The organism is Nocardia sp. CA-290969 (genome assembly GCF_050936135.1).
Classification (GTDB): Bacteria; Actinomycetota; Actinomycetes; order Mycobacteriales; family Mycobacteriaceae; genus Nocardia.
Genome location: NZ_JBNJNJ010000001.1, coordinates 4700475 through 4714109 on the forward strand (window position 1 = coordinate 4700475; position 13635 = coordinate 4714109).

Below are 13635 nucleotides of genomic sequence, written 5' to 3' on the forward strand. Positions count from 1 at the left end.
CGTGCCGTTACTGACCGTCGAACTGCCCCCGGGCTCGGTGCTGGCCGACGCGCTGAACGCACTGGGCCTCACCGAGGACGAGATCGACCGCGATTTCGGTTTGATCGCGGTCGATCCGGAGGCCGGCCGTTTCGCGTTACGGGTCGGGGCCGACGCCGCGGCCCGCCTCGGTGATTCGTCCGCCCGTGTCTTCGCCGATCCGCCGATCGAATCCATCAGCACAGACGAGCCGCCCGATTAGCCGAAACCTATTGTGTCCAGCGTTTTCCGGTGTTCCAGGGTGTAAACCCGGTAGTTGTCGGGTGCTGTGAACGGTCACAGGATGTGGTATCCGTTGCTCGTGGAAGGAACACCGTTCGGCCGCTACCGGCTGCTCGAATTACTCGGGGCCGGGGCCATGGGGGAAGTGCACCGCGCCTACGACACCGGCACCGACCGGCTGGTGGCGGTGAAAGTCCTCGCCCCGGAGTTCGCCCACAACGCCACCTACCGTAAACGCTTCCAGCGCGAAGCCCAGGCCGCCGCCCGGCTCTCCGAACCGCATATCGTGCCGATCCACGACTTCGGCGAGATCGATGGCCGCCTCTTCCTGGATATGCGCCTGGTGCAGGGCCCCAACCTGGCGACCCTGCTCGCCGAACGCGACCACCTGGAACCGGAGGAAGCGGTCGAGGTGGTCGCCCAGATCGCCGCGGCCCTGGACGCAGCCCATGCCGAAGGGCTCGTTCACCGGGATGTGAAACCGTCGAACATCCTGGTCACCCCCGCGGGTTTCGCGTATCTGATCGACTTCGGGATCGCCCGCAGCGACGAGGACACCACCGTCACCACCACGGGCGCCGTGATCGGCACCTTCGCCTATATGGCCCCGGAACGGCTCGCCGACGACGATTCGGGCGCACCCTCGGATGTGTATTCCCTGGCCTGCGTGCTCTACGAATGCCTGGTCGGGGCGAAGCCCTATCGCGGCGAGAGTATGCAGCGCCAGATCGCCGCACACCTCAACGAGGAACCGCCGGCACCGTCGACCGCCGGGTTGCCGAGGCAATTCGACGCCGTTATCGCCAAAGGTATGGCCAAGGATCCCGGGCAGCGCTACGAAACCGCCGGCGCACTGGCCGTCGCGGCGCGCGCCGCGCTGCGGGAGCCGGCGACGGCACTGTCCCCGGCTCCCGCCGACCCGGCGCGGCCCTCGGATCCGCCCACTCCGGCCACCGCGGCACCGGCACTCGCCCTGGACCCCGCTACGGCGGCACCGGCCTCGAGCCCGGATCCGGCTACAGCGGCATCGGCATTCAGCCCGTATCCCGGAACTCCGGCCACGGCGACGCCGGCCTCGAGCCCGGATCCGGCCATCGCGGCGGCGCCGGGACCGGGTCGTGCGACCTCCACCACTCCCGAAGCCGACCCGGCTGCCGCGGCACCGGTCGCTACTCCGGCGACGGCCGCCCGCTCGGCGGACCCGTCCGCTGCGGTCTTCGTGCCACCGAAGCCCGGGCCGCGGGCCGGCGCCGCTCCGCCCGCACCGCGTTTCCCCCGGCGGGCGGCTGTCGTGCTGTCGGTCCTGGCTCTCGCCATCGCCGGAACCTCGGCGATCGCACTCACCCGCGACAACAGCACGCTCGTCACGGAAACCCCCGGATCCGCGCCCTCCACAACCCGTTCGACCGTCACCGAGCCGGCCGTGCCCGCGCGCCCGTCGAGTCCCCCACGTTCTCCCGCGCCACCGGTTTCGGTCACCGAATCGGTGCCGGTGACGTCGATGGTCCCCGACAACCCGGCCGGGGATCCCGGCCCGCCCCCGGTCCGGACCGAACCCGAACCGCAACCCAGTTCCCCTCCCCCGCCGCCACCGGTCACCACGACCACGCCGCCACCGGTCACCACCACCACCGTCGAACCCACCCCCTCCGAAACGACCACTCCGGAAACAACCACCCCGGAGACCACGACCTCCGAGACCACGGTGACGACGACCACCGGTGAGAACAACGAAGGCGAGGAAGCGGCGGGCGGCGCCGACGCCACAGGCAGCGCCATCGCGACCTCCTCCACCGCCGGAGGCACGGGCACCAGCGCCGCCCCCGCCTCTTCTGCCGGAACCACCACGCGACCGTCCGCGACCGGAACCACACCGACCCCCACGCCGTCAGCGGAAGGCTGATTCCGCACCGGAACGTTGCCATCCGATGCTCTCGGGTGCGGCGGCCCCGCCACGCCGGGTGACGAAATCCGGTCGGTCGTTCACATATCCGGCCGCCTGTCCGTCCTCGCGCGGCCGAGTCCTCGACCGAGTCGAATCACACACCCTCGGCCGAACCGTGTCCGGCCGCGGACGCGACATAATCGAGTCCGGACGGGCAACGGTGCCCGAGACGGAGGTGGGGACGATGGCCGGCGGACCGATCGGACAGCAACGCCGGGCCGTGGTCGTCGGCGCGGGTATCGCGGGACTCACGGCGGCGATTGCCTTACAACAGCGGGGCTGGCAGGTCGAGGTTCTCGAGCGCGCCACGGAAGTGGGTCCTGCGGGATCCGGTTTGAGCTTGTGGCCCAATGGTTTACGTGGCCTGGATGCGATCGGCGCCGGCGCCGGCGTCCGGGAACAGGCACTGTCGGCCACCGAGGCGGGTATGCGCGACCCGTCCGGCCGCTGGCTGGCGCGCACCGATATCGCGGGCTTCCGCGAGCGCTACGGCGATCTGGTGCTGATCCACCGCACCGGCCTCTTCGAGGTTCTGCGCCGCGCGCTCGGAGACGGCCCTCTGACACTGGGTGCGGCCGTACACAGCGTGGTTGTCACCGAGGGTGGCGTCCGGGTCGAGCACAGCCTCGGCACTTCCACGGCGGGTCTCGTGCTCGGCGCCGACGGGATCAACAGCACCGTCCGGGCGCTACATTGGCCCGATGCCCCACCACCGGCCTACGCGGGCTACACCGCCTGGCGGGCGATCGTGACACCGCGCGGACCGGTGACGTCGGGTGGCGAAACCATCGGGCGCGGTGAACGTTTCGGGATCGCTCCGCTGCGCGACGGCCGGGTGTACTTCTACGGCGCCGCCGACCAGCCCGCCGGAGCGAGCAGTCCGGACGGTGAACTCGCCGAACTGCGCCGCCGCTTCGGTACGTGGCACGATCCGATCCCGGGCCTGCTGGCCGCAACCGATCCGGCGACCCTGCTCCGGCACGACATCTACGAATTACCGCGCCTCCGCAGCTACACGCGAGGCCCGATCGCCCTGCTCGGCGATGCCGCCCACGCGATGACGCCCAACCTGGGTCAGGGCGCGAACCTCGCCATCGAGGACGCTGTCACCGCGGCTGCTTTGCTCGACCGGCACTCCGATATCGCGACCGCGCTCACCGCATACGATCGTCTCCGCCGTGCCCGCGTCGAGCCGCTGCAGCGCTTGTCGCGCCGCACGGGGATCGCGCTGCAATTGTCCTGGGCACCCGCGGTGCTGCTCCGCGATGCGTTCATGCGGATCGCCCCCGTGGGACCGGCACTGCGCGGCCTCGCCCCTGTACTGAATTGGGACCCGCCCACCGGATAACGCGATTGTCGGTCCGGGCGATATCGGGTAACCGCCGCTAGACCCACTCCTTACGGGCCAGGTCCAGGATCACCGGGTGCATCAGGGTGGACGGTTGCTCGCCGGTATCGCGGCGGTCCGGCGCGAAAACGGTTGCGGCTTGCAGACTTGTCTCATCGATCGAGCGCAGCGGGCCAGGGGGGTCGAGGCGCAGTTCCGGATCCGGGTCGCGGGTGGCGAGCAGGAAACCCCAGTCGCCGAAGCTCGGCACATCCACGTGGTACGGCAGCACATTCAGCCCCGACGTGCGCACCGTCGCCGCGATACACCAGTAGGAATGCGGGGCGAAGAACGGCGATCCCGCCTGCACCACCATGGTGGCGTCCGGGGCCAGCACCTGTGCGGCCATGGCGTAGAACTCGGTGGAATAGAGCTTGGCGATGGAGGTCTGGTCCGGGTCGGGCAGGTCGATGATCACCGCGTCGTAATCGGATCCGGCGGTGCGCAGCCAGGTGAACGCGTCGGCGGTGATCACGTGGACCCGTGGGTCGGCGAAGGAATTGCCGTTCAGTTCGGTGAGCCGGGTGTCGGTGCGGGCGAGTTCGATCATGACGGGGTCGAGTTCGACCAGCGTCACCGTGCGCACGTCGGGATACTTCAGGATCTCACGCAGCGCCAGACCGTCACCGCCGCCGACGACCAGCACGTTCTGCCGGTTCCGGGCGAGCGCGGGATGCACCATGGCCTCGTGGTAGCGGTATTCGTCCACCGATGAGAACTGGAGGTCGCCGTTGAGGAAGAGCCGGGTATCCTGCGTCCCGAACGGTGAGATCGATTCGGTGAGCACGATTTTCTGGTACTCGGTCTGCTGCTGCCACACGATCGGCGCCGCGAACAGCGCCTGCTGGGCGGTGGCCTCGAATCGGTCGGCGTAGAGGTAGCCGCCGACGAGGGTTCCCGCGACGAGCAGGGTGAGCATGGCGAACGTCGCCTTGACCAGGTGCGAGAGGTCGGCGCGGAACCAGACGAACACCAGCGCCAGTCCGGCCAGCGCGTTCACCACGCCCACGATGAGACTGCCGCGGATCTGCCCGAACACCGGCAGCAGCAGGAACGGGAACGCCAGCCCGCCCAGCAGGGCGCCCACATAGTCGGCCGCGAACAGATCCGCGACGGCGCTTCCCGCTTCCTGTTTGCGAATGCGCTGTAGCAGTTCCATCAGCAGCGGGATCTCGGCGCCGACCAGGGCACCGATCACACAGGAAGCCACCACCAGCGCGGCCGTGTAGAGGTTGAGCCAGGCGTAGGCGGCATAGAGGCTCAGTACCGACAGACCGCCCACCAAGGCGAGGGCGAGTTCCACCGCCAGGAAAGCCGGCGCGGCCAGATGCCGCAGCGGTTTCGCGGCCAGCGCACCCACCCCCATCGCGCACACCATCACACTCAGCGTGATGGAGGCCTGGGTGGCGGTATCGCCGATCAGATAACTGCCAAGCGTCACCAGGGACAGTTCGTACACCAGCCCGCAGGCTGCGCAGACGAAAACCGTGAGCAGCAGGGCGATCCGGGCGAACCGCCCGGGAACACCCGGCTGCGCCCCGGAATCGGGCGCTGCCGGGGCCGCGGTATCGGGTTCCGCAGGCGGCTCGCCGGCCGTGAGCGTGCTCGCCGGCACCTTAAGTGAGTGCGGAGGCGACCACGGCGGCCACCGCGATATGCACCGCGGCGCTCACCCACACCCCGGGATGCAGTTCGTGCTCGTTCACCACACCCCGGAACTCGCCGGGCGTGGTGAATTCGAGGATCAGGAACGCCAGCCCCATCGCGACCAGGCCGATGATCCCATAGACGGCGCTGGAGACCAGGGCCCGCCCGATCGCGCCTTCCGAGGTCCAGATCGCGGTGGCGACGATGATCCCCACACCCAGCATGTTCGCGGCCACCAGCAGTGCGGCGTTGCGGTTGCGTTCCACCCAGATCTGGTGGCGCAGATTGCCCGGGGTGAGCACGTCGACCAGGACGAACCCGAGCACCATCAGAACGATTCCGAGGCCGGAGTAGGCGGCCGCGGCACCGGCGTCCGCGGGCAGGTCTTCGAGCATTTCTTTCCTCCTGGGAAGGGATCGGTGGGTCGGGGCGGCCTATTTTCCTTCGCCGGAACCGCCGCCGCGGAAGCTGCTGTTGTCGCTGGGCCAGCCGTAAGCGCTGACAAAAGTGTGGTGGCGCCGGTGGCCGGTGCGGTAATCGTCGACCAGAATCTTCGTCCCGGAACCGTTCGGGGAGATCGCGATGATGTCGTCGCGGTACTGCAGGAAGGTCATCGGGCCGGTCGAGCGCCGGTCCAGCGGGCGCGACGCCTTCGCGATCTCGTCGGCGACCGCGTTCGGCTGCTTGTTCGCGGTGTAGGCCATCCCGTTGTTGGCTTCGTCGAGCTTCGCGGCCCGCGTGTAATGCGATCCGACATAGGACCGGGCGCCCACACCGTCGTCATCGTCGGACCCGCACCCGGACAGCACAAACGCGAGGACCGCGCAGACAGCAGCGATCACCCAGGACTTACGACTCACAGAAAACCTTCCCCCGTCTGGTACACAGCCCGTCCGGTGATGCAGCAACTCAAGACGGCGACTGCGGATAGATCATAATCGCGCTGCGGTAAACGACCTGCCCGATTGCCGCTTCCTTCTTCCCCGAATCCCCGAAATCCTCGAACGACAGCCGCGTTCCGTCCTCGGCCACATAGTCGTGATACGCGACCGTTCCGGTGGGTGTGAGCCCGGTGGTCGCCTCACCGATGTAGCGGGCCGTCCCCGACTCCTCCAGCCGGAACCGCTTCCCGTCGTGTTCGAGCTCGTCACCGCCGGGCGCCGGGATCCCCGGCGTCTCGGTCCACAGCACCAGCTCGAGCTCGGGGTCCTCCTCCACCGACAGCCATTTGCGGGTGCCCTTGGCGTTGTCCAGCAGATGTTCACTCCACTGGTAGCCGCCCTCCTTCAACCGCAGCGAACCGCGCACGGTGAAGGTCTCGTTGAAGATATCGACGATATCCCCGGCCTTCAGCCCTCGCGGGTCACCGCGCAGGGCATCGGTGTCCTTGTCGGCGAACGGGTCCACCGGCACGGGCGGTGCGGCCTGCTCGTTCTTCCGCTTCACGAACAGGTACAGCGCTATGCCCGCCACGACGAGCACAACGATCAGCACGACGATCCACAGTGCGGTGATGGCAGCCTCCCTCCGGCGATCTCAGCGGAGACTAGCATTCACGTCCCCGGCCCGCCGCTCACCGCGGGGGCCGGGGACGCCGTCAGATCTCCGGTGCCTGCACCGGAGGTGGCTCCGGCGGTTGCGACTGGGTGATCTTCGGCTCCGGCAACTCCGTGGGCGCTTCGGGAACCGCCGCGCCGGCCGAGTCCAGACCCGTCGGATGGAAGTAGTTCTGGAACTTGCCGTACTGCGCACTGTCGAGGTTGCTCTGGTCGAGCGGCACCAATTGACCGTTCTCCAGATAGTGCGGGCCGTTGCCGTTGTCGACGATGACCGCGCTGTGGTTCTCCCAGGCGATCACATCACCCGACCGCAAAGCCGACACGTCGACCACCTGCCATGGATGCTCAACGGTCTGCTCCGCCGGAGTACCGGCATATGCGCTACCGGCATCGATCGCCGGATTACCCGCCTGCCTGGTCAGTGCATCGGCCGCGGCCTGCGGCACGTTGATCGGGTTCTTGGGGTCACCACCTGGCGGCACCCAGGGCGCCGTGGCGCCCGGGGTGCTGACAATGGGCGGCGTACCGGTATCGGCCGGCGCGGTGACGACGGGCGCCGCCGGCGCACCCTGCTCGGGCGCCACCGGCGCACCGGGAGACGGCTGTCCTGGGGCCGGCACCTGCCGGTCCTCGTCCCGGCGCTCCTCGTCCTCCTCGTCCTCGTCGTCCTTCTCCTTGTCGGCGCCGAGTGCGTTCTGCATCGGCCCGGCCATGGCTGCCATCATCATGGGCATCATCATCGAGGACATGTCCGGACCGGCTGCCGCCTGCTGCGCCTGCGTTCCGGTCTGCGCGGCGGCGGCATCCTTGCCGGCATCGCCCTCGATGTAGTCCATCACCTTGTCTTCCAGAGTCGAGGACGGGGATTCGGACTCGCCCTCCTCGGTACCGCCGGGCAGGTCCGCGGATTCCGGCGTCTTTTCGGTGGTATCGCCCAGGATGGTCGAGAACTCCTCACCCAGATCCGCCAGGGCCTGGTCGGCATCGGTGGCACCACCCGCTCCGTCACCGTTGCCCGCCCCGGACCCATCGCCGTTTCCGCTCCCGTTCCCGTTCCCGAACTGCTCGTCCCCGTTCCCGCCGCCGTTGCCCCCGCCGTCGCCGTTACCTCCGCCGTCGCCGTTACCCCCACCATCGTCATCGCCTCCGCCGTCGCCCCCACCGTCGTCATCGTCCCCGCCCTGGTCGACCTCTTCGGCTTTCTTCTGGAACTTTTCGGTGGCGTCCGCGTAAACCCTCTCCCACTCGTCGACGGCTTCATCGATGTGGCGCACGTAGTACCGGTACTCCGCTTCCGGCGTCAGGACATACTTCCCGTAGGACGAGCCCTCGACGTCCTTGTCCTCCTCGTTGAGGTTCTTCTCGAAGACCGGAACCTGCATTTCGGAGGTCGGGGGCCCGCCGGAGCTCTCGGTGAGCGTATTTCCGGTATGGGTGAGATCGGGGATCTCGTATTTGAGATGGTCGTTCAGGTCACGCTCGATATTCAGCAGCTTCGTGAACAGTTCATGGGTCATCAGCGCGGTGTCATCGGTCTTGAATTCGACACCGGTCAGCCGCTGACCTTCACCGGTCTGCCGATTCGAGAGTTCCCGTGACAGATCCTCGTGACTCGCCACCATCTCGGCCCAGTCATCGGTGGCTATCTCTTTTTCGCCCGCCATATACTGATTGAAATCGGGAGCGGCCTCCGGATTACGGGCGCCGAGTGTGTCGAACCCCCACTGCATGGTGAACTCGGTGTCCTCGAGGAGAGCCTTCAAACTATCGGACGCGCCCTTCGGCTGATACAGGTCGACCCAATGGACATGCTTTTCGTCCTCGGGCCGCTCCTCCCAGCCGTACTCCTGATATTCCGGCTCGGACTCTTCGGCATTCTCTTCCGCAACCTGCTCTTTGTACGGATTCGCGTTTCCGGTCGACAATCCATATACGATATTCGCATATTTATCATCGTTTGCCAGATCGGAGTCCAGATCTTCGACCAGGTTTATTCGGGCTTCTTCGTCCAATTGCCCGATTACCGCTTCGAATTCATCGCCGTTCAGCTCGGCGAGCGCCTCCATCATCTCCTTGTCTTCATCGTCCTTGAAATTTACCCCGTTATCGTAATCTCCCGCGTTCTCCAGTTCATTGAATTTATCGACAGTGCTGTCCACTTTGCCTTGGTCTACATTTCCCACGATCCGCTCCTCCGCTTATCGGGTCATGCGACCCGGTGAACCCTTCCGATCGGTATCTACGGATTCGGCGAGGGCCGGGGAAGAACAGCCGGCACCGAGGACAACTGTGCCGACGAATACGAAGCCGCACCCGTTGGACCGAGACCACGGGAAGTATCACGGGGCGGCTCCGCAACCGGACGCGCCGCGGTGACCTCGATCGGCTGCGCCGTCACCGCCGCCGCGGCGGCGAGGGCCGGATGTTCGACCACCTGACCGTACGCGTACAGAACATCGCGCAGCGTCCGGCGGTCGGCAGGCCCCTGAGCGACCAATCGCAAAATCTCATCGATGCGGCGTTCGAATACCACGCTGTCCGGGCCGTCGGCCTCTGCGAACGCCCGGCGCACCGCGCCGATACGGATATGCGATACATCCCGTCGCGGCGATTTCCGCGCAGTCGTGACGGCTTGCACCGCCCGCAACTCATGCCACCAGTCCGCCGGGACCGTTCCACCAGCGGAGAGCGCACGCAGGATCCGTGCGCGGACGTCGTCCCGCGCGTCTCCGGCCGGCGCGATTTCGCGCAGGCGCGCCACGGCGGCTCGGCCGAGGCCGAGGCAAGTGGCCCGTATCTGTTCATTCGGCACGGTCGCCGCCTGCTGCCGCAGCTCATCGGAACCGGCCAGCTCGAGCCGGTCGACGAGGCCGGCACCGGGCGAGGTGAGATCGACGGCGGATTCGGCAGCCGCGACCGAAGCCGCCACAGCAACGCCGTCCCCCACTGCCGTGCTCAACGTATCCGAGATCGGCGCGGAAGAGGCGAGAGCCGTGAGCCGAATACGCATCCGGCGCGGCACCGCCAGGCAGAACTCGGCCAGTATCCGGGCCGGATCGGTGGTGCCTTCCAACGCCGACAGCGCACGCCGGGTCGCCGGCCCGAATACGCCGTCGAATCCCCAAGGAAGGGCGACCTCCGCGGGAAGGAACAACCCGGACGGAAGCCAGCCACGGCCTTCGGTCGAAGTAAGCAAAACCACGGGTCCGATAGGGCCCCGTACGACGGCAGCCGCCCAGTCGAGATCGGCTGCCGAATCGGCCACGGCGGCACGGATACTCGCGACCAGCGCCCGGGCAAGAGCGATATCGTCCTCCTGCCGATCCCCCACCACGAACGACGGACGAGATCGCCGGTCGTCCGCCGCATGCACCGCGGCGAGGAACGGGCCCGGGGGTAGTGGCGCCGGAAGGCCCGGGATCGTGGGGAGACCTGTCCCGGTGCCCGGCTGTTCCGTTGCTGCAATTCCCGCGGGAGCGGGCATTGCGCCGGCCTCGTTGTACCGCTCCACCGGTGTGGCGGAGTCCCCTCCGACGGGCTGGAACAGCGGTGGACGATCCGTCGACGGAGCGGTGACGACCCGCCCGTCCGAACCCGGCGGCGCTTCCCGAGCGGTATTCGTGACCGCCGGGCCGGGGGGCACACCGAACCCGGAGTACGACGGGGAAGCCGAGGCGGCAACGGCAGGGGCCGGGCCCGGCAGGATCGGCACACCGGCAACAAAATCCGCGGGCGCAGGCGGCGCCGCATCCCGGGCCGGGACGGGCTGCGCGCCAGGCACCTGCGCGTTATGCGGATGGCCGGGAGCGGAGGGCTGCGGATGCCCGGGACCCGGCATATAGGGATCAGGAGCGCCCGGAGGCCGCGTAATGGAAAGACTGTCGTCGACAGCACCGCCCGCGTCGTCGACCAAACCTCCGCCGCTGCGATCGGCCTCTTCGATCTTGTCTGCGGCGGCGAGCAGCGCATCCCGCGTCCGCTCATGGTGCGCGGCACGACGCTCCGCTTTGTCGTGCCGCTTGCGGTAGTAATCCACCAGAGCCGAGCGGACCGGATCGGCTATCGCGCCGTACGACGGCTGGAAGTTGCCGAGCCATTCACTCGGGATTTCGCCCCACTTCCGGATTTTCGCAGCGCGGACGCCGTTCTCCCAGGCCATTCTCCGCAGCTCATCCGGCTCGAGGTTCAAGTACGGCGTCGGCATGCTCTGCTGAATCCTCCCACCATTTAGCCCTTACTCATTGTTCCGCCTTCCCAAAGTTGGGGAGCTGCTTGCCCGGTCCCGTTCTCGCCCGCCATTCGCGCATGACCTCGGCGATCGGCCGCGGCCGATCGCCGGGGTCGTTCATCCTCAGGTGGTACTGCCGGCGGGCGTCCGCCGCGCTCTCGGCAATGGCAGCGACGATCTCGTCGGCCAGCTCCCGATTCCCGAAACGAGCGCAGGTCCCGGGCGCCAGATACAGGTCGCGCAGGCGGCCCATGGCATCAACCTCGGGAATGACCAGACCACTCGGTGAGGGGCGGCGGGCCACGATCTCCTCGGTTCGCTCGCGCACCCGGGCAACTCGGTGCCGCAACTCCCGAACCATGCTCAGTGCAGCAGAAACATCGGGGTGGACTTCTCTCATTTCTCCTCGATCAATCGCCGGCGCAGGCGCTGCGCGGCATATTGCTCGCGCGCGGCTGCGGATGTCGACACGGCCTCCACGGCTGCCATCACCGCTACGGCAGTACTGAGCAAACCACGATCATCGATGTACTCGAGCGCATCCGATTCGCCCGGTACCAGCATTCTGGCCGACGGCGGCCAGCTCCCGTCGGGCAACTGAGCTTCCAGCAGCGCACGAAGAAACAGGTCGGCATGGTCCTGCGCGTCCAGGCGAATCGCGGCAATCAGACGGTGAGCGGTATCGAACGGCGGCTCGGGTGGCGTATCCGCGCAGCTGCCATCGCGCGCCACAAAATCATCCAGCCGCGCGCGCTCGACCGCGGCGACATCGGCCGGTACGCCTCCGGTCCGTGCCAAAAACATCAGGTTATGGGCGATCCCATAGGCATCGGACCGCCACCAGAAAGCGGTCCACCCACCGCTTTCCCGGTGCCGCTCCACGACCCTGGGGCGAATCCGGTCGACTGCGCTCGAATCGCCCAGCGCCAGGAAGGCAAGGCCCACGGCAGGGGTGACCTCGTCGTGCTCGTCGGCCCAGCTCCCGAAGAACTTCGGCGAACGGAAGGTGCGGATACCCGATGCGGAGGTTACGTATTTGTCGAAGATTTCGCCCGGAATCTCGCGGTGGTCGTATCCGGCGAGCAGACGAACCGCCCATGAGGTCGAGTCGGCATCGCAGGGAACGCGGCGGCTGTATCCCCAGCCACCTTTCCGCCGCGAGGCGCGTAACGCGCAGGCGGCGCGGTCGATCGCACCGGCGGTGCCGAGTTCCGTGGGGACGAGGTCGCGTACGAGGTTCAGTACCACACCCACACAACCGGTGATCCAGGTGTCGGATCGGCCGGGCGGCATGTGGAAATCCCGCCAGTACCCGTCCGGCTCTTGCCGGCTCACCAAGTGAGCGGCACCGGCCGCAATTGCCTCGACGAGCTCGCCCCTGGCGCCGGCGACTTCGGACACAGCCTTCCTTCCGCTCGAATCCCCGGGGAGCGAGTCGATCCGGCGGGCGGGATCGAACCAACGACGATCCTCGATCGATACGACAGTTGTCCATCATCCATGGAACCGGCGACGTCCCAGCCATGGGAATAGACGAAGGGGGCTGTAACCGGCATGGCAAAATTCCCGGAATGACCGATACGGCCGTGCTCGCCGCCGGGAACTTCCTGGTGGACTGGGCCGAGCGGATGGAGTGGCCGCTCGATCCCACCTCCCTTCGTGGGGTGCTGGAGCGTGCCTGTACAGGACAACTGGATCCACGCGGACCGGATGGACGACTCGCCAGCACCATGACCCGCTACGGAATTCCGCTGGAAGTCAGCGTGAGCGGCGGCCGAGGTGAAATCGTTCCGACCCTCCGCTACACGGCCGAGGCGGCCACCCAGGAGACCTCGTTCGCCACCCGGGTGACCGCTCAGTGTGCGGTGATTCGCGATCTCGCCGCTCGGCTACCCAACAGCAGCGAAGCGACCGCGGATATGCTGGCATCCTTCGTCGCGACGCTCTATCCCGCGGCCCGACCGGTTCCGGCCCGATGCCGGTCCGCCGCGGGGACCGGCATCGTCCACCACCCGTACGCCCCCGAACACATCGCTCGCCTGAAGGTCTACGGCAGTCCGGCGATAGTGCCGGGAACATTTCAACGGTTGTGTAGCATCTGGCCCGAATTCACCGCGCTGGCCTCGGTCCCCGACGACGAGAAGCTGATCGAGCTCAGCGGTACCGCGCTGGAAGTAGACGCCTACGGCCAGATCAACTACAAGATCTACTTCCAGGCCCGGCCGAATGACGCTGCCGTGCCGATGAAGCTCGTGCGGCACTTCGGGGAACCGGCGTGGGAACTGATGTCGGAACTCGTTTCCTGCGGCCTGGACGCCACCGACCTCCATCGGCACACGATCTTCTTCTGCAATGCACCCGGCGGCTGCGCACTTCTCATCGGGCGGACGAGAGACAACGATCTGAAGGACCTGGCACGTGAGCTGGCCGCCCGCCACCACGGCTCGGCCCACGGTGTCGACTCGATGGTGCTGGCAGCGGAATCCAGTGGCGCGACGTGGCACTACACGGCCGTCGCCCTCGGCTTCTCCGCCGACTCCGGCATAAACAAACTCAACGTCTACGGTGCACCGCTGTGGACGACCGGGTGAACCGCAGCCGGATCGGG

At 67.5% G+C, this 13635-nt stretch carries 12 protein-coding genes; 4 read left to right on the plus strand and 8 right to left on the minus strand.

What is annotated here, in order from left to right:
- Position 1: 1 nt before the first annotated feature.
- The 3 genes from ACQEVO_RS21470 to ACQEVO_RS21480 all read left to right on the plus strand — a co-directional run bounded on the left by ACQEVO_RS21470 (position 2) and on the right by ACQEVO_RS21480 (position 3554).
- Positions 2-241: a hypothetical protein gene (locus ACQEVO_RS21470; protein WP_432915917.1), complete on the plus strand. Its 240-nt coding sequence runs from the start codon at positions 2-4 to the stop codon at positions 239-241.
- Positions 242-322: 81 nt separating this feature from the next.
- On the plus strand, positions 323-2164 hold the full coding sequence (locus tag ACQEVO_RS21475; RefSeq protein WP_432915919.1) for a protein kinase domain-containing protein: 1842 nt from the start codon (positions 323-325) through the stop codon (positions 2162-2164).
- 226 nt (positions 2165-2390) lie between these two features.
- Positions 2391-3554, plus strand: coding sequence for an FAD-dependent oxidoreductase (locus tag ACQEVO_RS21480; protein WP_432915920.1), 1164 nt, complete (start codon positions 2391-2393; stop codon positions 3552-3554).
- 37 nt (positions 3555-3591) lie between these two features.
- Here the strand turns inward: ACQEVO_RS21480 and ACQEVO_RS21485 are convergent, their stop codons facing one another.
- The 8 genes from ACQEVO_RS21485 to ACQEVO_RS21520 form a co-directional block, all read right to left on the minus strand.
- Positions 3592-5208: a polyamine aminopropyltransferase gene (locus ACQEVO_RS21485; RefSeq protein WP_432915922.1), complete on the minus strand. Its 1617-nt coding sequence runs from the start codon at positions 5206-5208 to the stop codon at positions 3592-3594.
- Between the two features lies 1 nt (position 5209).
- Positions 5210-5635, minus strand: a complete 426-nt coding sequence (locus tag ACQEVO_RS21490) for a DUF350 domain-containing protein (protein WP_397102654.1) — start codon at positions 5633-5635, stop codon at positions 5210-5212.
- Between the two features lie 39 nt (positions 5636-5674).
- Complete coding sequence (locus tag ACQEVO_RS21495) at positions 5675-6100, minus strand: DUF4247 domain-containing protein (protein WP_432915924.1); 426 nt, start codon at positions 6098-6100, stop codon at positions 5675-5677.
- A 49-nt stretch (positions 6101-6149) separates the two neighbouring features.
- Positions 6150-6734: a DUF4178 domain-containing protein gene (locus tag ACQEVO_RS21500; RefSeq protein WP_432915926.1), complete on the minus strand. Its 585-nt coding sequence runs from the start codon at positions 6732-6734 to the stop codon at positions 6150-6152.
- 103 nt (positions 6735-6837) lie between these two features.
- Entirely contained in the window at positions 6838-8982 is a 2145-nt protein-coding gene (locus tag ACQEVO_RS21505; protein ID WP_432915928.1) for a hypothetical protein, read from the minus strand.
- 56 nt (positions 8983-9038) lie between these two features.
- Complete coding sequence (locus ACQEVO_RS21510; RefSeq protein ID WP_432915929.1) at positions 9039-11003, minus strand: hypothetical protein; 1965 nt, start codon at positions 11001-11003, stop codon at positions 9039-9041.
- Between the two features lie 34 nt (positions 11004-11037).
- Positions 11038-11355, minus strand: a complete 318-nt coding sequence (locus tag ACQEVO_RS21515) for a hypothetical protein (RefSeq protein ID WP_432915931.1) — start codon at positions 11353-11355, stop codon at positions 11038-11040.
- 68 nt (positions 11356-11423) lie between these two features.
- Positions 11424-12428, minus strand: coding sequence for a hypothetical protein (locus ACQEVO_RS21520; RefSeq protein WP_432915934.1), 1005 nt, complete (start codon positions 12426-12428; stop codon positions 11424-11426).
- A gap of 170 nt (positions 12429-12598) precedes the next feature.
- On the opposite strand from ACQEVO_RS21520, the gene ACQEVO_RS21525 reads away from it, so the two are divergent.
- Positions 12599-13618, plus strand: a complete 1020-nt coding sequence (locus tag ACQEVO_RS21525) for a hypothetical protein (protein ID WP_432915936.1) — start codon at positions 12599-12601, stop codon at positions 13616-13618.
- Positions 13619-13635 lie beyond the last annotated feature (17 nt).